18 protein-coding genes and 1 pseudogene are annotated in these 20,741 nt (G+C 68.0%); 8 read left to right on the plus strand and 11 right to left on the minus strand.

Features of this window, described 5'->3' with window-relative positions; all coding sequences use genetic code 11:
- Window positions 1–19: 19 nt before the first annotated feature.
- Window positions 20–808, minus strand: coding sequence for an SDR family NAD(P)-dependent oxidoreductase (locus J7024_RS04795; RefSeq protein WP_124829845.1), 789 nt, complete (start codon window positions 806–808; stop codon window positions 20–22).
- A 63-nt stretch (window positions 809–871) separates the two neighbouring features.
- Complete coding sequence (locus J7024_RS04800; protein ID WP_124825227.1) at window positions 872–1,708, minus strand: alpha/beta fold hydrolase; 837 nt, start codon at window positions 1,706–1,708, stop codon at window positions 872–874.
- A 138-nt stretch (window positions 1,709–1,846) separates the two neighbouring features.
- Between J7024_RS04800 and J7024_RS04805 the strand changes: the two genes are divergently transcribed.
- The 6 genes from J7024_RS04805 to dmpG all read left to right on the plus strand — a co-directional run bounded on the left by J7024_RS04805 (window position 1,847) and on the right by dmpG (window position 8,626).
- Window positions 1,847–2,626 (plus strand): SDR family oxidoreductase, encoded by a 780-nt coding sequence (locus J7024_RS04805; protein ID WP_175750478.1) that lies wholly within the window; start codon window positions 1,847–1,849, stop codon window positions 2,624–2,626.
- Between the two features lie 168 nt (window positions 2,627–2,794).
- Complete coding sequence (locus tag J7024_RS04810) at window positions 2,795–4,360, plus strand: DUF1302 domain-containing protein (RefSeq protein WP_124825229.1); 1,566 nt, start codon at window positions 2,795–2,797, stop codon at window positions 4,358–4,360.
- A gap of 41 nt (window positions 4,361–4,401) precedes the next feature.
- Entirely contained in the window at window positions 4,402–5,784 is a 1,383-nt protein-coding gene (locus J7024_RS04815) for a DUF1329 domain-containing protein (RefSeq protein WP_124825230.1), read from the plus strand.
- A 98-nt stretch (window positions 5,785–5,882) separates the two neighbouring features.
- The gene (dmpE, locus tag J7024_RS04820; RefSeq protein ID WP_124825231.1) at window positions 5,883–6,665 is read left to right on the plus strand and encodes a 2-oxopent-4-enoate hydratase; all 783 of its coding nucleotides are present in this window, start codon (window positions 5,883–5,885) and stop codon (window positions 6,663–6,665) included.
- Window positions 6,666–6,678: 13 nt separating this feature from the next.
- Complete coding sequence (locus J7024_RS04825) at window positions 6,679–7,578, plus strand: acetaldehyde dehydrogenase (acetylating) (RefSeq protein WP_124825232.1); 900 nt, start codon at window positions 6,679–6,681, stop codon at window positions 7,576–7,578.
- A 16-nt stretch (window positions 7,579–7,594) separates the two neighbouring features.
- Window positions 7,595–8,626 carry a 4-hydroxy-2-oxovalerate aldolase gene (dmpG, locus tag J7024_RS04830; RefSeq protein WP_234744827.1) on the plus strand — a complete coding sequence of 344 codons (1,032 nt, stop codon included), beginning with the start codon at window positions 7,595–7,597 and terminating at the stop codon, window positions 8,624–8,626.
- A 114-nt stretch (window positions 8,627–8,740) separates the two neighbouring features.
- Here dmpG and J7024_RS04835 read toward each other — a convergent pair whose 3' ends face one another.
- The 7 genes from J7024_RS04835 to J7024_RS04865 form a co-directional block, all read right to left on the minus strand.
- Window positions 8,741–9,547, minus strand: coding sequence for an SDR family NAD(P)-dependent oxidoreductase (locus J7024_RS04835; protein WP_124825234.1), 807 nt, complete (start codon window positions 9,545–9,547; stop codon window positions 8,741–8,743).
- Window positions 9,548–9,657: 110 nt separating this feature from the next.
- A complete protein-coding gene (locus J7024_RS04840; RefSeq protein WP_199568790.1) occupies window positions 9,658–11,202 on the minus strand; it encodes a FadD3 family acyl-CoA ligase in 1,545 nt (514 codons plus the stop codon).
- Window positions 11,203–11,237: 35 nt separating this feature from the next.
- Window positions 11,238–12,344 (minus strand): alkene reductase, encoded by a 1,107-nt coding sequence (locus tag J7024_RS04845; protein WP_124825236.1) that lies wholly within the window; start codon window positions 12,342–12,344, stop codon window positions 11,238–11,240.
- Window positions 12,345–12,367: 23 nt separating this feature from the next.
- Window positions 12,368–12,991 carry a nuclear transport factor 2 family protein gene (locus J7024_RS04850; RefSeq protein ID WP_124825237.1) on the minus strand — a complete coding sequence of 208 codons (624 nt, stop codon included), beginning with the start codon at window positions 12,989–12,991 and terminating at the stop codon, window positions 12,368–12,370.
- Window positions 12,988–13,839 carry an SDR family NAD(P)-dependent oxidoreductase gene (locus J7024_RS04855; protein WP_124825238.1) on the minus strand — a complete coding sequence of 284 codons (852 nt, stop codon included), beginning with the start codon at window positions 13,837–13,839 and terminating at the stop codon, window positions 12,988–12,990. The genes J7024_RS04850 and J7024_RS04855 overlap by 4 nt, the downstream gene beginning before the upstream one ends.
- 9 nt (window positions 13,840–13,848) lie before the next feature.
- Window positions 13,849–14,676, minus strand: a complete 828-nt coding sequence (locus J7024_RS04860; RefSeq protein WP_124825239.1) for an SDR family NAD(P)-dependent oxidoreductase — start codon at window positions 14,674–14,676, stop codon at window positions 13,849–13,851.
- A gap of 12 nt (window positions 14,677–14,688) precedes the next feature.
- Window positions 14,689–15,771 carry a Rieske 2Fe-2S domain-containing protein gene (locus J7024_RS04865; RefSeq protein WP_234744828.1) on the minus strand — a complete coding sequence of 361 codons (1,083 nt, stop codon included), beginning with the start codon at window positions 15,769–15,771 and terminating at the stop codon, window positions 14,689–14,691.
- Between the two features lie 364 nt (window positions 15,772–16,135).
- Between J7024_RS04865 and J7024_RS37255 the strand changes: the two genes are divergently transcribed.
- The gene (locus tag J7024_RS37255) at window positions 16,136–17,296 is read left to right on the plus strand and encodes a helix-turn-helix transcriptional regulator (RefSeq protein ID WP_234744829.1); all 1,161 of its coding nucleotides are present in this window, start codon (window positions 16,136–16,138) and stop codon (window positions 17,294–17,296) included.
- A 212-nt stretch (window positions 17,297–17,508) separates the two neighbouring features.
- Window positions 17,509–18,898 (plus strand): annotated as a pseudogene (locus J7024_RS04875) (MFS transporter).
- Between the two features lie 137 nt (window positions 18,899–19,035).
- Here the strand turns inward: J7024_RS04875 and J7024_RS04880 are convergent.
- Complete coding sequence (locus J7024_RS04880) at window positions 19,036–19,284, minus strand: hypothetical protein (protein ID WP_175750474.1); 249 nt, start codon at window positions 19,282–19,284, stop codon at window positions 19,036–19,038.
- Complete coding sequence (locus J7024_RS04885) at window positions 19,281–20,546, minus strand: alkaline phosphatase family protein (protein ID WP_234744830.1); 1,266 nt, start codon at window positions 20,544–20,546, stop codon at window positions 19,281–19,283. Before J7024_RS04885 ends, J7024_RS04880 begins: the two co-directional genes overlap by 4 nt.
- Window positions 20,547–20,741 lie beyond the last annotated feature (195 nt).

The raw sequence follows: 20,741 nt of genomic DNA on the forward strand, positions 1-20,741 counted from the left end.
TTGCAACGGCCGCGGCGTGTCAGCGCGCGGTATACCCGCCGTCGATCACCAGCTCCGCACCCGTCACGTAGCGGCCTGCCGGCGACACGAGATACAGGATGCCTGCCGCGATGTCGCGCGGGCTGCCGATCTTCGCCATCGGCACGTGGGTCTGCATGTACTCGAATGCGCGGTCGGGATCCTGGCCCATCTGGCGGAACGCATCCTCGAGCATCGGCGTGCGGATGTAGCCGGGATGCACCGAGTTCGCGCGGATGTTCTTCGCCGCATACAGCATCGCGTCGACCTTCGCCATCATGCGCACTGCCGCTTTCGATGCGTGATATGCGGGCACGTCGGGGCCGCCGACGATTCCGTACATCGACGACAGGTTCACGATCGAGCCGCCACCGGCCGCTTCGATGTGCGGAATCGCCGCACGCGTGCACAGGAACACGCCGTTGACGTTCACGTCCTGCACGCGCTGCCATTGCGCGAGCGTGAGCTCGTGCGTCGGCACGTTGTGCCCTTCGATTCCCGCGTTGTTCACGAGCACGTCGAGGCGTCCGAAGCGCGCGACGATCTCGCCGAACACGCGCGACACGTCGGCCTCGTGCGTGACGTCGAGCGACCAGAACGCCGCGTGGCCGCCCTGTGCGCGAATCTCCTCGACGAGCGCTTCCGCCGGTTGCGACAGCACGTCGAGAATCGCGACGCTCGCGCCGGCCGCGACCAGCGTGCGGGCCGTTTCGGCGCCGATGCCGCGCGCGCCGCCGGTGATCGCGGCCACCTTGCCGCGCAGGTCGAACAGTTCTTCGATGAGTTTCATCATGTCTCCGTGGATTCAGGCGGGCCGGCCGCGTTCGCGGCCGGCCGTCCGGGGCATCTCGCGTTATCGGACGTTTTTCGTCGCGAGGAAATCGATGCATTCCCGATTGAAATAGGCCGCGTGCTCCACCATGACCCAGTGGCCGCAGCGGTTCATCAGCACGACGCGCGCGTCGCGGCAGCGTTCGACGAACTTCAGCGCACCGCCGACCGGATTGAAGCGGTCGTCCGTGCCCCAGAAACCGAGCACCGGGCAGCGCAGGTCGGCGAGCGCGCCGGTCAGGTTCGGCACGCTCATCGTCGACAGCACTTCGGTCGGCTGCTCGACGCACACCTTCATCCGTTCGGCGACGAGCGCATCGGTGACGATCGCCGGATCGTGCACGAGCAGCGTCAGCAGTTCGCGCATGGTGTCGTCATTCATCTGGCGATTGGTGAAGAGCTTCACCATCCGCTGGATCCCTTCCATCCGGAAGTACGTCTCGCGATCCTCGACACCGCCCGGCGCCATCATGATCAGCCCGTCGACTGCGTCGGGATGGTCGAGTGCATATTTCAGCGCGATCGCGCCGCCAAGCGAGTTGCCAAGCAGCACGGCCGGCCCGATGCCGAGCGCGGTGAGCTGCGCGTGCAGCGCGCCGACGAAGAAGTCGAGCGTATAAGCGACGTCGGCCGGCTTCGACGACTGCCCGTAGCCCGGCAGGTCGACGACGATCGCGCGATGGCCGGCGGCCGCGAACGCGGCGTAGTTGTGCTTGAAATTGCTGAAACCGCTGGCGCCCGGGCCGCTGCCGTGGATGAACACGACCGGGCGGCCCTCGCCCGCCTCGAAATGATGCAGGCGCAGGCCGCCCGGTACGTCGGTGAAGATGCCGGCCGGCGGCGTGGTGGGGGTCGTCATCGCGGGTTGTCTCCTTCGTCGGTCGATGGATGCTTGCCACGATGATTGCGCCGCCGGCGCCGGCCGGCATCATCCTTTCAGACTACGAAGCCGCGCGCGCTTCTTCCTATCATCGGCCCACCGAAACGGAGGCAGACGATGAACGGATTCGACTACAGCGGCAAGACGGTGCTCGTGACGGGCGGCACCAAGGGCATCGGGCGGCGCATCGCCGAGCGGTTTCTCATGGCGGGCGCACGCGTGTTCGTCTGCGGGCGCAGCGCGCCCGCCACACCGCCTGCGGCCGGCGGCCGCACGGCGATCTTCGTCGCCGCCGACCTGCGCGACATCGAACAGGTCGACGCGATGCTCGCGACAATCCGCGCGGCGGCCGGCGGCCTCGACGTGCTCGTCAACAACGCGGGCGGCTCGCCGTTCGCACTCGCGGCCGATGCGTCGCCGCGCTTCACCGAATCGATCGTGCGGCTGAACCTGATCGCGCCGCTGCAGCTCGCGCAACGCGCGAACGCGATGATGCAGCCGCAGCCGCACGGCGGCGTGCTGCTGTTCATCGCGAGCGTCAGCGCATCGCGGCCATCGCCCGGCACCGCGGCCTACGGCGCCGCGAAGGCCGGCCTCGTCAACGCGGTCACGTCGCTCGCCGTCGAGTGGGCGCCGCGCGTGCGCGTGTGCGCGATCAGCCCGAGTCTCGTGCAGACGGAATCCGCGACCGAAGGCCACTACGGTGACGACGCTGCGCTCGATGCGATCCGCGCGACGATTCCGGCCGGGCGGCTCGCCACGCCCGACGACGTCGCTTCGGCGTGCCTGTTCCTCGCATCGCCCGATGCGTCGTACGCATCCGGCGCGAACCTGCGGCTCGACGGCGGCGGCGAACGGCCGGCGTTTCTTTCGGCGGCGCAGACGGACGCGCGATGACACACGCGACGCGAGCGGCAACGCACGTTCGCAAACCCGTTATGGGCGGGAACAGGTCCTAGGGAAGTCATCTAGTTCATTTTGACGATTCCCTGCTACCGCGATCTCCCTACTCTGCCTCTCACGACAACCACAGTCGACCGTCGTCGATACCCCAGAGGAGACACCATGCATCAACGGATTTCGCGCCGTACCGACAAGCGGGCCACCGCCACGCTGTCGACGCTGGCCGCCGCATTGCTGACGTGCGCCGTTCCCAGCGCGCACGCCGGCAGCACGATCGACCTAGGCGCCGACACGACGCTGGACTACACGTTCACGCTCAGCTACGGGCTCGGCATGCGCACGCGCGCGCCGAGCGGCAATCTGCTGACACCCGCGAACATCAACGGCGACGACGGCGACCGCAACTTCGCGAAGAACAAGCTGATCGAGAACCAGGTCAGCCTGCTCGGCGAAGTGAACCTGAAGCACGACGACTGGGGCGTGTTCGTCCGCGCGGACACGTTCTACGACCAGGCCTATCGCCGCCCGAACTACAACGACGCGCCGGGCACCGTGAACCAGTCTGGCCAGTACAACAACTTCACGAGCGATGCGCGCTACTGGTCGGGCGGCCACACGACGCTGCTCGCCGCGTATGCGTACAACACCTTCCGCATCGGCGCGACGAGCCTGAACGTGAAAGTCGGCGACCAGGTGGTCGCATGGGGCGAGAGCCTGTTCTTCGCGAACATCGCGGGCGCACAGGGGCCGGCCGACGCAACCAAGTCGTACATGGCGGGCGCCGAGGTGAAGGACATCCTGCTGCCGGTGCCGCAGATCTCGACGCAATGGCAGATCACGCCGAACTTCAGCGTGCTCGGCTACTACCAGTTCGCGTTCCAGCAGAACAAGCTGACGGCGCCCGGCACGTACTGGAGCTATTCCGACGTCACGGGTCCCGGCGCGCAATTCATCATCGGTCCGGGCGGCATGCTGATTCCGCGCGGACCCGACGAGAAGCCGAGCGCGAGCAACCAGTGGGGTATCGGCGCACGCTTTCGCGTGCTCGGCGACACCGAGCTCGGCCTGTACTACCTGCACTACAACGACATGAACCCGAGCGTCGTCACGACTTACTTCCCGACGCTCCAGTACCAGCAAACCTATTTCAGCAACATCAAGCTGACCGGCGCGAGCTTCTCGACGCAGGTCGGTCCTGTGAACGTCGCGGGCGAAGTGTCGTACCGCCAGGGCGCGGCCGTGCTGGTCAATACGCCGACCGGCCCGCAGTCGACTCGCGCGAACGTGCTGCAGACCAACCTGTCCGGCATCTACTCGATCGGGCCGAGCTTCCTCGCGAACTCGCAGTCGCTGATCGGCGAACTGACGTACGTGCATGCGGGCAGCATCTCCGAGCTGGACGGCTCGACGACGCTCGCCAACTCGCGCAACGCGCTAGCGATGGAGATCGCGTGGACGCTCAGCTACAAGAACGTGTTCAACGGCTGGGATCTCGACGTGCCGCTGACCTATACGCACGACCTGACCGGCACATCGCCGCTCGCGGGCGCGCTCGGCTCGCTGACGGGCCAGGGCGATCACCGTGTGACGGCCGGCGTGACCTTCACGCGACTGAGCAACCTGCAGCTGTCGCTCGTCTACGCCAAGTTCCTCGGTTCGCCCAACCCGGTCACGCGTCCGCTGGCGGATCGCGACTACGTGCTCGCCACGGCGACCTACCACTTCTGAGCGGCCCGGCCGCTCGTCACTCAGCAAGAAGAGGATTTGTCATGAAACGAACTCGTCTCCCCCTCCTGCGCGCGACCGTGATGGCCACGTGTGCGCTCGTTGCGACGGCATCGTTCCCGAAGGTCACGCCGGACGACCTGAAGGCACTCGACGGCCCACTCACGCCGATGGGCGCGGTACGCGCCGCGAGCAAGGACAGCGGCGTGCCGGAGTGGTCGGGTAAGTGGCTCGGCACGCCGCCCGACGTGCAGTACAAGCGCGGCGGCCGCTACCCCGATCCGTTCGCGAACGAGAAGCCGGTCGCGACGATCACCGCCGAAAACATGGCGCAGTATGCCGAGCACCTGACCGACGGCCAGAAGGCGATGTTCAAGCGCTACCCGGCCACGTTCAAGATCAACGTCTATCCGAGCCATCGCGACTTCCGCTACGCTGATTCGGTCTACAAGGACATCCGCACGTACGCGCCCGACTCGACGATGACGCCCGACGCGAACGGGCTGACCAACGCGCCGCCGCAGGTGCCTTATCCGATTCCGAAGACGGCCGCCGAGCTGCTGTGGAACCAGCGCTTCTCGTCGGCGATCGGCACCGAGCAGGCGACCTACGACCAGGCGGTCGTGTATTCCGACGGCAACATCGCGTGGGGCAAGGTGCGCTACGACATCTACTCGCCGCGCAACGTCGGCAAGTACGACGTGAAGAGCGACCTGAACAACCGCACGTTCTACCGCAACGCGACGGAGCTGCCGCTGTCCGACCGCGGCTCGCTGATCGTCGGCTTCACGAACTGGGACAAGGCCGGCGCGGACAACTCGTCGCGCACGTGGATGTACAACCCCGGCACGCGGCGCGTGCGCCAGGCGCCGGAATACGGCTATGACCAGCCGCAGGGCCCGGGCGGCTTCCGCACCGTCGACGACGACCGCCTGTACAACGGCCCCGGCGACCGCTACGACTGGAAGATCCTCGGCAAGCGCGAGATCTACGTGCCGTACGACGACTACAAGGCAATGGACAGCTCGGTGAAGTATGCGGACCTGTTGACCAAGGGACACGAGAACCCGGCGTACATCCGCTACGAGCTGCATCGCGTGTGGGTGCTGCAGGCGACGCTGAAGAGCGGCTATCGCCACCAGTATGCGAAGCGCGTGCTGTACATCGACGAGGATTCGTGGATGACGCTGCTCGCCGACAACTACGACGCGCGCGGCCAGCTGTGGCGCACCAACGTCGCGACGACGCTGTACGCGTATGACGCGAAGACGTTCTACCCGGGCGTCGTGTTCTTCCACGACCTGATCTCCGGCGCATACATGGCCGACCGCCTGACCAACGAAGGGCCGATGCCGAAGCTCGACAGCAGCCCGCAGTTCACCGAGGCGTACTTCTCGCCGGACGCGATCCGCAGTTCGGGTAACTGAGCGAGCGGCGCGGCACGCCCGCGCCCCACGCGCCGGAGCCTCGCTCCGGCGCACGACGCCGCCCGGTGCGGCGGCCTTTTCCATTCGAGGGCCCTACCATGTCCAACCGCTTGCACGCGACGCTCGGCGACGAGCTGTACGCCGCGTGGCATTCCCGCTCGCCGGTCGCGCCGCTGTCGGCGCGGCCGCGCCGGCTGTCCCTCGACGATGCGTACCGGATCCAGCAACGCTTCATCGAACGCCGCGTCGAGCGTGGCGAATCGGTGGTCGGCAAGAAGATCGGCGTGACGAGCCAGGCCGTGCAGGACATGCTGAACGTGCGTCAGCCCGATTTCGGCATCCTGCTGTCCGGCATGCACTACGCGGCCGGCGAGGCGATCTCCACCGCGTCGCTGATCGCGCCGCGCGCCGAAGGCGAGATCGCATTCATCCTGGCGCGCGACCTGCGCGGCCCCGGCATCGACCGCACCGACGTGATCGCCGCGACCGCCGCCGTCGCGCCCTGCTTCGAGATCGTCGACTCGCGCATCCGCGACTGGGCGATCCGCATCGAGGACACCGTCGCCGACAACGCGTCGTGCGGCGTATACGTGCTCGGCGACGCGCGTGTCGATCCGCGCACGCTCGACCTCGCCGCGTGCGAGATGACGATCGACAAGAACGGCGAGCGCGTCGCGCAAGGCCGTGGCGATGCCGCGCTCGGCCATCCCGCCGACGCGGTCGCGTGGCTCGCGAACACGCTCGCCGAATACGACGTGCCGCTGCTCGCCGGCGAGATCGTGCTGTCCGGCTCGCTCGCGAAACTGATTCCGGTCACGGCCGGCGACGCGCTGTCGATGCACATCGCCGGCATCGGCGGTTGCGACGTCCGCTTTATCTAAAGGAACGAACCTGATGAAGAAAATCAAATGCGCACTGATCGGGCCGGGCAACATCGGCACCGACCTGCTGTACAAGCTGCGCCGCTCGCCGGTGCTCGAACCCGTGTGGATGGTCGGCGTCGACCCGGCGTCCGACGGCCTCGCGCGCGCCCGCGAATTCGGCCTGAAGACCACCGACCGCGGCGTCGACGGACTGCTGCCGCATGTCGCCGACGACGAAATCCGCATCGCGTTCGACGCAACGTCGGCCTACGTGCATCGCGACAACTCCGACAAGCTCACCGCGCTCGGCGTGAAGATGATCGACCTGACGCCCGCGGCGATCGGGCCGTATTGCGTGCCGCCGGTGAACCTCGACGCGCACCTCGGCAGCGCGCAGATGAACGTGAACATGGTGACCTGCGGCGGCCAGGCGACGATCCCGATGGTGTACGCGGTGTCGCGCGTGCAGCCGGTCGCGTACGGCGAGATCGTCGCGACCGTGTCGTCGCGCTCGGTCGGCCCGGGCACGCGCAAGAACATCGACGAATTCACGCGCACGACGTCCGGCGCGATCGAACAGGTCGGCGGTGCACGCAAGGGCAAGGCGATCATCGTGATCAACCCGGCCGAGCCGCCGCTGATCATGCGCGACACGATCCACTGCCTGACCGACGGCCCCCCGGACGTCGATGCGATCACCGCGTCGGTGCATGCGATGGTCAAGGAAGTGCAGCGCTACGTGCCGGGCTACACGCTGAAGAACGGCCCGGTGTTCGACGGCAATCGCGTGTCGGTCTTCATGGAAGTCGAGGGGCTCGGCGACTACCTGCCGAAATACGCGGGCAACCTCGACATCATGACCGCCGCCGCGGCCGCCACGGCCGAGCGTTTCGCCGAACAGATGCTGGCCGCGACGGCCGCCACCGCTTGAGTCGAGGAGTCACACGATGTCACTTGCAGGCAAGAAGATCACCGTCCACGACATGTCGTTGCGCGACGGCATGCACCCGAAGCGTCACCAGATCACGCTCGACCAGATGCGCGACATCGCGCGCGGGCTCGATGCGGCCGGCGTGCCGTTGATCGAGGTCACGCACGGCGACGGGCTTGGCGGCGCTTCGGTCAACTACGGTTTTCCGGCGCATACCGACGAGGCGTACCTGAGCGCCGTGATTCCGGAGCTGAAGCAGGCGAAGGTGTCGGCGCTGCTGCTGCCCGGCATCGGCACCGTCGAGCATCTGCGCATGGCGCATGCGCTCGGCGTCGGCACGATCCGCGTCGCGACGCACTGCACCGAGGCCGACGTGTCGGAACAGCACATCGGTCTCGCGCGCACGCTCGGGCTCGATACGGTCGGCTTCCTGATGATGGCGCACATGTCGTCGCCCGAGCAGCTCGTCGTGCAGGCGAAGCTGATGGAATCGTACGGCGCGAACTGCATCTACATCACCGACTCGGCCGGCCACATGCTGCCCGACGACGTGACCGCGCGAATCGGCCAGGTGCGTGCCGCGCTGAAGCCGGAGACGGAACTCGGATTCCACGGCCACCACAACCTCGCGATGGGCGTCGCCAACTCGGTCGCGGCGGTCGCCGCCGGCGCGAACCGGATCGATGCGGCCGCGGCCGGCCTCGGCGCGGGCGCGGGCAATACGCCGATGGAAGTGTTCGTCGCGGTGTGCGACCGGATGGGGATCGAGACGGGTGTCGACGTGTTCGCGACTTCCGACGTCGCCGAGGATCTCGTCGTGCCGATCATGGATGCGCCGATCCGCCTCGACCGCGATGCGCTGACGCTCGGCTATGCGGGCGTCTACTCGTCGTTCCTGCTGTTTGCGAAGCGGGCGGAAGCGAAGTACGGGATTCCGGCGCGCGACATCCTCGTCGAACTGGGCCGGCAGCGGCTCGTCGGCGGGCAGGAGGACATGATCGAGGATGCGGCGCTGACGATGTCGCGGGCGCGAGCGGTGGCGGCTTGAGTTGAGTGCAGGAGTACGACGGTCTTTCCGGCCGTCGCAATGAAAAACGCGGAGCCTCGTGCTCCGCGTTTTCCTTTCCGACGCGCCTGGGAGTGCCTTGACGCGACGCTTCGCTCAGAACCGCTGCGACGGAATGTTGCCGCCGTCCACGACCAGCTCGGCGCCCGTCACGTAGCTCGCCTCCTCGGACATCAGGAACCGCGCCACGCGGCCGATCTCCGCCGGATCGCCGAGCCGGCCCAGCATGATCCGGCGCTCGAACGTGCCGGCCGGCAACGCATCGACGGTCGGCTGGATCATCGGCGTCAGGATCTGGCCCGGCGAGATCGCGTTCACCCGGATGCCGTCGTTGCCGAGGCTGTCAGCGAGCGAGCGAACCAGCGCGAGCACCCCGCCCTTCGACGCCGTGTAGGCCGGAATCAGTCCGTTGCCGAGCGTCGCGTTGATCGACGCGATCGCGACGACCGCCGAGCCTGACTGCGCACGCAGGTCCGGCAGCATCGCCTGCACGAGCAACGCCAGCGCACGCAGGTTCACGTCGAGCACGGCGTCCCAGCGTGCTTCGGTCAGCGCGTCGATGCCGGTCTGGTCGACCACGCCAGCCGCATGCACGAGGCCGCCGAGCGTCGGCAACGCACCGCGCGTCGCGGCGAGCGCGTCGTTCATCCGGCTGCCGTCGCGCAGGTCGACGCCGACGCCGAATGTCGGCACACCGTAGCGCTCGGCCAGCCGGCCGGCCACGTCGCGCGCCTTGTCGGCCTGGATGTCCCAGATCGCGACCGGGCGGCCGACCGCCGCGAGCGCTTCCGCACATGCGTGACCGATGCCCGATGCGCCGCCCGTCACGATGACGCCGGTGGAAGGTGCATCGAATGCGATGCGCGATACGTCGCCATGCGCGGAAGAGGTTTGATTCGTCATGCGTTGTCTCCTTATATCTTCGATTTGCTTCAAACTTCAGGGGTGGCGCGCCGTTTGACGCGCTGTGTTGTATGTCGTATGTCGACGATTCAGTCGTCGATGGTCGCACGTCACGTCGAATTGCGTACGGGCAATTCGCGCAACGTGTGCTTCAGTACCTTGCCCGATGCGTTCAGCGGCAGCGCATCGACGAACGCGATGCCGCGCGGCACCTTGTAGTTCGCCATCCGCGTGCGGCACCACGCGGCAAGCGTCGCTTCGTCCAGCGACGTGCCTGCGCACGGCACGACGAACGCGTGCCCCGCTTCGCCGAGCCGCGCGTCCGGCACGCCGATCACGGCGACCTGTGCGACGTCCGGATGCGCGGCGATCATGTTCTCGATTTCCGCCGGATAGCAATTGAAGCCGCCGACGATGTACATGTCCTTCAGGCGATCGGTGATGCGCAGGTAGCCATGCTCGTCGAGCACACCGACGTCGCCCGTATGCAGCCAGCCGTTCGCGTCGATCGTGTCGCGCGTCGCGGCGGCATCGTCGAGGTAGCCCTGCATCACGTTGAAGCCGCGGATCAGGATCTCGCCGGGCATGCCGGCCGGCACGTCGGCTCCCGCTGCGTCGATGCAACGCAGTTCGATCCCGGGCAGCGGACGGCCGCAGGTCGTCGCGGCAATGCGCTCGTCGTCGCCGGTGCGGCAGACCGTTGCGAGCCCGCAGCATTCGGTCAGTCCGTATGCGGTCAGCACCGACGCGAAGCCGAGCCGGTCGCGCATGCGCGAGATCAGGTCGGGCGCGACGTTCGCCGCGCCGGTAACCGCCACGCGCAACGACGACCGATCGAAGCGCTCGAGATCCGGACGCGCGAGCAGGCTCAGATAGAGCGTCGGCGATCCGGGCAGGAAGGTCACGCGTTCGTCCGCGATGCGGCGCAGCACCACATCGGCATCGAAGGTTGCCTGCGGCAGGATCGTCGCGCCGCGAATGAGCGCGGCCAGCCAGCCGGCCTTGTAGCCGAACGCGTGAAAGAACGGGTTGACGATCAGGTAGCGGTCGCCGGCCTGCAACCCGACCAGCGTCGACCACTCGTCGAACGCGGCCAGATTCTGCCCGTGCGCTGTCACGACGCCCTTCGGCCGGCCGGTCGTGCCGGACGTGAACAGCACGTCCGACGGCGTGTGCGGCGCGATCGCGGCGATCCGCTCGTCGAGCACAGCGTCTGGCGTCGCATCGGCCAGCGCGACGAATGCGTCCCAGCCCGCCGCGCCGGCCTGCGGATCGCGCAGCACGACCGTGTGCCGCAGCGACGGCAGCGCATGCCCGGCGAGCATGTCCGGATAGCGGGCGCCGAGAAACGAGCCGATCGAGAACAGCACGCGCGCGCGGCTGCGGCTCAGGATGTCCGCGGCTTCGTCGCCCTTGAGCCGGGTGTTCAGCGGCACCAGCGCGGCGCCCGCGAGATGGACGCCCAGCGCGGCGATGATCCACTCGTGCAGGTTCGGCGCCCAGATCGCGACGCGCTCGCCCGGCTGCACGTCGAGCGCGATCAGCGCACGCGCGGCACGCCGGGCCGCGTCGTACAGCGCCGCGTAGCCGATGGAACGGCCGTCGTCGACGATCGCCGTCTGCGTCGCGTAACGGCGCGCTGATTCGGCCAGCATCGCGGGGATCGTCGATGGTACGGGAAGCGTTGAGGTCACGGGGCACTCCGTTGGATGGAGGGACCGCCCGCGTCGGCCACGCGGAGCGGCGGATAGTCGGTGAAGCCGCGCTCACCGGGCGTGTACAGCGTCGCGCGGTCGAACGCGGCAAGCGGCGCGCCATCCCGCAAGCGGACGACGAGGTCCGGATTCGCGATGAAGTGCCGTGCGAACGACACGGCGTCTGCATGGCCGGCGGCAAGCACGCTCGTCGCGCTGTGCGCGTCGAATCCATCGTTCGCGATCAACGGACCGTGGAAATGACGGTGAGCCAGCGCGAATGCATCGAGTTGCCGGTCGGGCGAGCGGCTCACGTGCAGATATGCGAGTTCGAGCGGCGATACCGCGTCGAGCAGCGCACCGTACGTCGATGCGGGATCGTCGTCGTGCATGTCGTTGTACGGATTGCCGGGGCAGATGCGCAACCCGACCCGCTGTGCGCCGATCGCCCCGGCCATTGCTTCGAGCGCTTCGATCGTGAAACGCGCGCGCCGCTCGGGGGTTCCGCCGTAGTCGTCGGTGCGGTGGTTCGAACAGGCCAGCAGGAACTGCATCGGCAGATAGCCGCTGCTCGCGTGCAGTTCGACGCCGTCGAAGCCGGCCGTGCGCGCGTTGACGGCCGCCTGCCGGAAGCCGTCGATCACGTCGGGAATCTCCGCGCGCGTGAGCGCACGCGGCATATCCAGCGACACCTGGCCGTGCCCGTCCGCGTGGATCGTGCCGTTCGCACGCAGCGCGGACGGCGCGACGGTATCGGCGCCCGGCGCCTTGTTCAAGCGCGACGCGACGCGCCCGACGTGCATCAACTGCAGCACGATGCGCCCGTTCTCGCGATGCACGGCGTCGGTCACGCGCCGCCACGCGTCGATCTGGCGTTGCGTCGCGATGCCGGGCGTGCGGCAATAGCCTTTGCCGTCGGCGTGCGGATACGTGCCTTCCGCGACGATCAATCCGGCGCCCGCACGCTGCGCGTAGTACGCGATGTGCAGGTCGCCGGGCGCGTCGTGTTCGTCCGCGCGGCTGCGCGTCATCGGTGCCATCACGATGCGGTTCGGCATCGCGAACGCGCCGATGCGCGCCGGTTCAAGGAGCGGCAGGGTCATGAAAAGGGGCCTCCGTGGGCACGTCAGCGCGTGCGAATTTTCGGGAATGCCGAACCGCGCCGCATCGTCGCGAGGAACGCATCGAGCGGCGCCGGTGCCGCGACGTCAGGCAGCCCTTCGGGCCTGTCGGACCAGAACGCCTGCCACGACGGCCACAGCGCATGCCACGAACCGTCGTACGGCTCGCGGCCCGGCCAGCGCATCTTGCGTTCGCCGATCGGCGGCCGGTTCAGGTCCGACGCGTACAGGTAGCATGGATAGCGTCGGCGGAAATACCAGCGCCCGTCGATCCGCTCGTAGTCGTCCCAGTAAAGCATCTGCATGACGACCCACTCGGGGCCCGTCTCGTGCTCGTTCTTCGAATAGACGACGCCGCTCGCATGGTCGGCATCCGAGAATTCGACGATGTGACCGCCGACGTGATGCGACGTGACGGTGAACTGGTGACGCAAAGTGTCGTCGATCCAGCGTTTCAGGTGTGCGCGCCCGATCTGGTCCTTGCTGACCACCACATCCTCGGGAAACAGGTTCGTCCACGCGTCGAGATCGCGCATGTCGAGCGCGAGCGCGTATTGTGCAGGCAGCATGCGGATCGCCTCGATCGATTCGAGTCGGTCGATCCGTGCGAGCAAGGTCGTGTCGTTCATCGCGTGACGGCTCCGGCGGGATCGGTTGGCACGCCGAATTGCGCGCGCCGTTCGGTCGACGTGTCCGACACGTAGTCGGTTGCGCCGACATCGAGGCGGCAAGTCTTGCCGCCGTCGACGACAAGGCTTTGCCCGGTGATGTACGAGGCTTCGTCGGACGCAAGGAACAGGATCGCATCGGCAACTTCGCGCGGCTCGCCGATGCGCCGCAGCGGCACCGCGCGTGCCGTGCCTTCACGCATCGCATCGTCCTGCAGCGCTTCGCGCGTCCCTTCGCTCCACACCACGCCGGGGATGACGACGTTCACGCGGATTCCGTCGGCCGCGCCCTCGAGCGCGACTGCGCGGCTGAAATTGAGCACGCCGGCCTTCGCCGCGCCGTACGCGGACAACCCGGGACTGCCAAGCAGCCCGACGACCGAGCCGAGGTTGACGATCGCGCCACCGCCCTGCCGCTTCATCGCGCGCAGCGCCGCGCGCGTGCCGAAGAACGCGACATCGAGCGTACCGCGCAGGCAACGGTGCCAGTCTTCCGTGCTGACCTGGTCGATGAGCCCCCACGTGTAATTCACCGCGTTGTTGACCATCACGTCGAGCCGGCCGAAGCGCTCGAGCGTCGCGTCCACCGCGCGTTCGATCGACGCCTCGTCCGTCGCGTCGGCCTGGATCCAATGCGCGTCGCCGCCCGCCGCGACGATCTCGCGCGCGACCAGTTCCAGAGGCTCCCGGCGCCGGCCGCACAGCATCACGCGCCCGCCCTCCGCAGCGAAGCGCTGCGCGGTTGCCGCGCCGATGCCAGTGCCCGCGCCGCTGATCAGCGCGGTCTTGTACTGCAAACGTCCTGTCATGGTGGTCTCCTAGATCATGTACATGCCGCCGCTGACCGACAGCGTTTGCCCGGTCATCTGCCGGGCGTCGTCGGACGCGAGGTAAAGGATCGAGCGCGCGATGTCGTCCGGTTCGGCCATGCTGCCGAGCGGAATCGCGCGTTCGAGTTCGCGCGCCCACTCGTCGGGAATCGACTGCATCATCGGCGTGCGGGTCGGGCCGGGGCAGATCGCGTTCACGCGAATGCCGCGCGGGCCGAGGTCGCGCGCGAGACAGCGCGTCAGCCCGAGGATCGCGGCCTTCGACGCGCAATAGGCCGGCGGCCCTTCGCCGGACAGCGCCGACACGCTCGCGATGTTGACGATCGCGCCACGCACGCCTGTGGCGATCATCAGCCGCACGGCCGCACGCGAGCAGAAGAACGTGCCGTTCAGGTTGATGTCGACGATCCGGCGCCAGCCCGCGTCGGTGAGATCGACGATCGCGTCGGAGAACACCGTCGGCGTGTCGCCGTTCGCCAGTTGCCGCGCGCGCTGCGCGATGCGCTGCTGCGCGAGTTCGAAGCCGTCGCCCGGCACCTGCCCCGCGCCCGCGTTGTTGACCAGCACGTCGAGCCGCCCGTAGCGCTGGCCAATTGCGTCGAACAGCGCGGCAACCGCGTCGCTGTCGGCCACGTCGCATGCCTGGGCGAGGCCCGTGCCGGCAGCCTGCGCGAGATGCAGCGTCTCGTCGGCGCGTGCGCCGTCGAGATCGGCGGCCACCACCATCGCGCCGTGCGCGGCGAACCGCAGCGCGGTCGCGCGCCCCATGCCCGATCCCGCGCCCGTGACGAGCACCACCTTGTCGTTGAATGACATCGCAATGCTCCTTCAGATGGTGTGAAGCCCGCTGGCCGCGAGCGGCGGCACGTCGTGCAGCGTGCGCCACGCGCCGTCATGCCATTCGAAGACCTTCCTGCAGTCGAGGTCGGCGGGCAGCTTCGCGACGTCGGTATAGAACTGCCGGTACCAGTCGCGCAGCTGATAGATCGGACCGTCGCCTTCGCACAGCACCGGGAAATCGATGCGCGTCTTGTTGTGCCAGATCTCGACGTCCTGGAAGAACGACCGGTGCGCCTGTTCGACATACGCGTCCGCAATCGCGCGGTTCGCGTCGTCGGACAGCGCCGGATCCTTGCGGATCATCACGCCGTAGCGCAGATCGAAGCTGTGCTGGTTGATCGGCACATGGCAGTTCAGCAGGATACTGTCGACCGCGCGACCGCCGACGTCGGCCGTCATCCGCGTGATGTGGTACGCGGGACCGAAATACGCACTGTCCGCGACGAGCCCGTTGCCGAGCAGCTCGCTCTGCCCGCCGCGAAACATCTGGTAGCCGGTGTGGCCGATGAAGGTGTTGCAGAAGTAGTTCGCCGGCGAGCCGTGGACCGGGCCGAAATGGGCGACATCCGCGAGGTTGTCGACGAGTTCGCGGCAGTTGGTTTGAATCGTCATCTTGCGGACCGCCCACGGCGTCCATTCGCCGGAACGGCATGCGTCAATGCGCGGAATCGCGACGTGCGCGGGCGGCTCGTCGCCCTCATGGTCATGCCACACGAACAGCAGCGCGTTCTGTTCGCATACGTGCCACGACCGGATCCGCGCCTTGTGCGGCACGCGCGGCGCATACGGCACGTGCTCGCAAGTGCCGTCGCCACCCCAACGCCAGTGATGGAACGGACAGACGAGCGCATTGCCGCGCACCTCGCCCTTCGACAGGTCGGCGCCCACGTGCGGGCACCATGCGTCCAGAATGCGGATCGCGCCGTCGCCGCCGGCGAACGCGACGAGCTGCGTGCCGAAGATGTCGAGCCGGTGCGGCTTGCCGTCCCGATAGTCGGCTGCGAGCCCGAGGCAATGCCAGCCGCGCGCATAGCGGTCGCCCAACACCTGGGCGGCGTGTTGCAGTTCCATGTGTCCCCTCCGTGTTCGAGTCATGTGCAGGCCCATTGTCTGAACCGGGTCGGGGCCGGACATACTCCGGATGGACGAGATCGCCGGCTGCGCGCGGAACCGGCACGAGTTCGTGTTCGGAACGGGCGTAAACAACCCCGGTTTGGATTAGAAATGGCGTCCCGCCATGCCGATCGCACGACGGCTTCAGCACAGCCCGCGATACGCGAGCCACACCGGATGCGCCGGTGGTTCGACGGTGGTTCGACAAAGCCGGCTAATGGCACGCCCGCATTCCCGTTCCCGCCGGTGTACGGCACTCTCGCGATATCGCCCGCCGCCCGCGAAGGCTCGGCGACACAACGAAAGGACAGGAGACACCGCAGTGCCCACGACCGTCCATCCGCCCGCGCACGCCGGCGCCGACCTTGCCGCGGCGACGCCCGACGAACTGAGTGACCTGATCGGCCTCGCCTACGAGGGCGTGACGTCCGCCGTCCCGTGGCACGGGCTGCTCGACGCGTTGCGGGTCCGGCTCGCGGCCAATTACGCGACGCTCGTGCTGCGGCCGCCCGCCGATGCGATGAAGGGATTGATCGTCACGTCGAGCCTCGTCGATACGTCGGTCGGCACCGGCGCGTATCTGCAGCGCTTCTATACGCTCGACGCGTTCGTCAATTTGCCGCGCGACACGGTCACGACCGTCCACGAAATGCTCGGCGAGCGCGGCTGGCTCGACAGCGAGAAATACCGGAACTTCGACCGGATGTACGACGTGCTGCATGTGATGGGCGCGGACATCCACGTGGACGCCGACAACGAGTGCCGGTTGCGCATCTGCCGGCCGCACGGCGCGCCGCCGTTCGACGCGAGCGACAAGCGGCTGTGCCGCTTCCTGCTGCCGCACCTGAAGCGCGCGGCAAACCTGCGCGCGAGCCTCGAGGTGGCGACGAACGAGCGCCATCTGTATGCGGAAACGGTCAGCCAGTTGCGGATCGGCGCGATCCTGCTCGACGAGCAGGCCCGCGTGATGAAGACCAACGACGACGCGGCGCAGGTGCTGGCCGAACGGGACGGACTGTTCGTCGTCGACGGCAAGCTCGCGTGCGATAGCGCCGCGAACCAGCGGATGCTGCACACGCTGGTTCGCGACGCGCTGGCACGCAAAACCGGCGCGGCGCACGGGATGACGCTCGCGCGCCGCGCCGGACGCGCACGGCTGGGCCTGCTCGTACGGCCGCTGCCGATCGACGAGCAATCGGGCCGCAAGCGCCGCGCGGCCGCCGTCGTCCTGGTGCGCGATCCCGATTGCCGGCCGCAAATCTCGGGCGAGACGCTGCAGGCCATGTTCAACCTGACCCGCAGCGAGGCATCGCTGGTGCTGCATCTGACGCAAGGATTGTCGCTGCAGGATGCCGCCGAAACGATGGCGATCCGCCATAACACCGCGCGTTCGCATCTGCGTGCGGTGTTCTCGAAAATGGGCGTGACGCGGCAGACCGAGCTGATTCAAGCGATCGAGCATTGCGTGATTCCGTTGCAGTAAGGCCGTCACTACGCTGCGATGCCGACCGCGATCCGTGTGACCCCGCCCATTCCTTACGGTAAGCCGTCAGCAGCTTCTGCGCAGCCGATCCAAAAGCGTCCCGGCGAATACAGCCATGCGGCTTGCGCGTCTGCTGCCCCCGCCCTGCTGACACCACGCTGGCAGCAGGCGGCGCTTAAGCTCGCAGGATCCCCCGTTCAGGAATGCCGTCAATGGCTCATACCGGAGCACTTTCCGCACTCGCCGGCCGCGTCGTCAAACGACGCAGCGTCACGCTGCTGACGCTGTGCATGGCCGTGCTCGTCGCGCAGGTCGACACGGCCGTCGTCAATCTCGCGACGCGCGCGATCGGCGCGTACTTCCATGCGGGCGTCGGTGCGCTGCAATGGGTCGTCGACAGCTACAACCTCACGTACGCGGTGCTGCTGCTGACCGGCGGCCTGCTCGCCGATCTGCTGGGCCGGCGCCGCATCTTCATGGCCGGCACGGCCGTGTTCACTATCGCGTCGCTGCTGTGCGCGCTCGCGCCGTCGGTGTCGGTGCTGATCGGCGCCCGCGCACTGGCCGGCGTCGGAGCGGCGCTGCTGCTGCCGGCGTCGCTCGCGATCGTGCGGGTCGTGTGGCGTGATCCGGTCGAGCGCGGCCGCGCGCTCGGCATCTGGGCCGCGTGCAACGGCGTCGCGATGGCGATCGGGCCGACCCTCGGCGGCGTGCTGATCCGGCACTTCGGCTGGCGCAGCATCTTCTTCGTGGTCGTGCCGCTGAGCATCACGGCGATGCTGCTCGCGGTGTCTGCCGTGCCTGAGTCGTCCGGATCCGCGCGGCCGGCACTTCGACGGCGGCGCGCAGGGCACGGGCGCACTCGCGCTCGGCACGCCCGCGTATGCGGCGATCAGGTTCCGCGATTCGCCGATTGCCAGTGCAATCGCCACCTGCATCGCGATCGCGTCGTTCGTCGCCTTCATCGCGATCGAACGGCGCCATGGCGACGCCGCGCTCGTGCCGCTCGACATCTTCCGGCTCAGCGCGTTTCGCGGCGCGATCGCGGCGACCACCGGGATGACGTTCGGGATGTACGGTGTGCTGTTCCTGGTGCCGCTGACGTGGCAGAGCAGCGGCCGACTCGATTCGACCGGCGCGGGCCTCGCGCTGCTGCCGATGGCGCTCGTGTTCGTCGTCGTATCGCCGTGGTCCGGGCGATTGTCCGAACGGGTCGGCACGCGCGTGACGACGGCCGGCGGTGTCGCCGTGATCGCGAGCGGGCTCGCGGTGATCGGCGCGTGGGCCGCGTCGCCGGACCTGCTCGCCATGGAGATCGGGCTTGCGTTGACGGGGCTCGGAATGGGCGTCGCGACGGGGCCGCTGATGACGGTGGCCGTCGGTGCGGTCGATGTCGCGCGCTCGGGCACCGCGAGTGCGCTGGTCAACGTCGCGCGGATGACCGGCGCGACGCTCGGGATCGCGGTGCTCGGCACGCTGTTCGCGGCCTTGCATGGCGGTATGGCGGGTTTGCGTGCGGCGATGTTCGCCGGTGCGGTGGTGCAGCTGGCGGGGGCGGTCGGAGCGGCGGTCAGCGCGCAGCACGTGCGGCAGTCGGCGTAACGATGCGTTGCTCGCCACGCGCGTGTCGGCGCGAACCGCATGGCATGCGCTGGTGGCAGCCGGTGGTTTGCCGTTTGCCGTAGCCGGTCGTCACCGGCCATCTGGCGTCACACGCCAGCCGCCATCCACCCGCCGCGTCAGCGATGCTTCCAGTGATGTCTGCGCCGCCGATGCGCTTCACGCGCCTGCAACAGCGCCGGCATCAATTCCTCGATGTACTGCCGCGCCTGCCCACGCGTAACGACCTCGCTGAAACGCTGGTGTGCCTTGTCGTGGCCGACCAGCGCCGCATGTGCCTTCTTCAGGATATGCAGGTACGCGATCAGGCTCGTGCCGTCGCGCACAGGCAGCGCATCGCGCGGATCCATCGCCGGAGTCGTGTTCATGATCCGATCCTCGCCGGGCAGTCGGTCCGGCAGGTGGCGGTGACGAGCGGCAGCAGATCGTTCGCGAGGCGATCGCGATCGGTCAGCGTCGACAGGCCGAACAGCCTTCCGAGCGTCGCGACCACCGAGCTGTGATCGTACAGCGTGTGATCGACCTGCCCGGCCGCAACCCACGGCGACACGATGATCGCCGGCACGCGTACGCCGTACACGTCGAACCCGAAGCCGCTCGCGTTCAGCGTTGCGGCCGCGCCGTCGTTCGGCGGCGGCGCCGCGCCGGGCCTGACCGAATCGTAGAAGCCGCCGTGCTCGTCGTAGACGATCACGAGCAGGCTGCTGTCCCAGATCGGCGAATTGCGGATCGCGTCGTATACGCGCGCGGCGAGCTGGTCCCCGCCGGCCAAGCCGTCCATAGGATGATGCGAACTGCCGTTCTCATAGGTGCCGTGCACGATGTCGCCGTAGCCCGGTTCGATGAGCGTGTAGCGCGCGGTATAGCCGGCCGCGAGATCGGCTTCGAAGTGCGCGAGATCGTCGACGTCGAAGAAGCTCACGCCCTTCAGCGATGCGACCTGCGGCACGTGGCCGAGCGGGTCGCCCGACTGGTCCTGGTAGATGCGCCAGTTGTCGTCGCCGAGCGCATCGAAGATCGAGCCCTTCGGATAGTGGAAGCCGTCGAACGTATCCCATCCGGCCATTTCTTCCTCGGTCGGCGAATGGTCGAGCCCGGCCGACGACGCGCCATGCAGGAAGAAGCGATTCGGCCAGGTCGGCCCCGGCATCGACGCGTGCCAGCGGTCGCACAGCACGAACGCATTCGCGAGCGCATACAGCGACGGCGCGTGCGTGCGGATATCGGCGCCCTGCATGATCAGGCCCGCGTTGCCGGCTTGCGGCGGCGTGCCTTCGGAATGCGACGTCGCATAGTTCGACACGAAGCCCGAATTGTCGACGTTCGGATACGGCTGCCCTTTCACGAACGGCACGCCTGCGCCGCAGAGCTGTTCGAGCACATCGGTGAATTCATGGCACGGATCGGTCGGCATCTGGTCCGGCGCGCCGCCGCCGAACGGATAGACGGTGCCGCCGTACGCGTTGCTGTCGGCCGGCGACGCGGTCGCGATGCCGTCGATGCCCGACAGCGCGAACAGATGGTCGAACGAGCGGTTCTCGAGCATCAGCACGAACACGTGCTGAATGCGATCCTGAACCGCCGGGGCTGCGGGAGCGGAAGAAGATGCGGGGGCTGCGTCTGCACTCATGGCGCCTCCTGGCGTCGCGCGACGAATGTCCGGCTGGCACGATCGTCGGCCCGCTGAAAGCAACTGAACCGCTCGAAAGCCTGGCGCGCGGGCCGCGAATTGCCGACGAGTGTACGACCGCGCCGGCTCGCGCGTAAAGACGCATGCGATGCGTCAGGAGCGCAGCACGCCAACCGTTGACTTTCGCCGGACGGC

Origin of the sequence: Burkholderia sp. WTPI3, from assembly GCF_021483755.1 — a bacterium.
GTDB lineage: Bacteria > Pseudomonadota > Gammaproteobacteria > Burkholderiales > Burkholderiaceae > Burkholderia.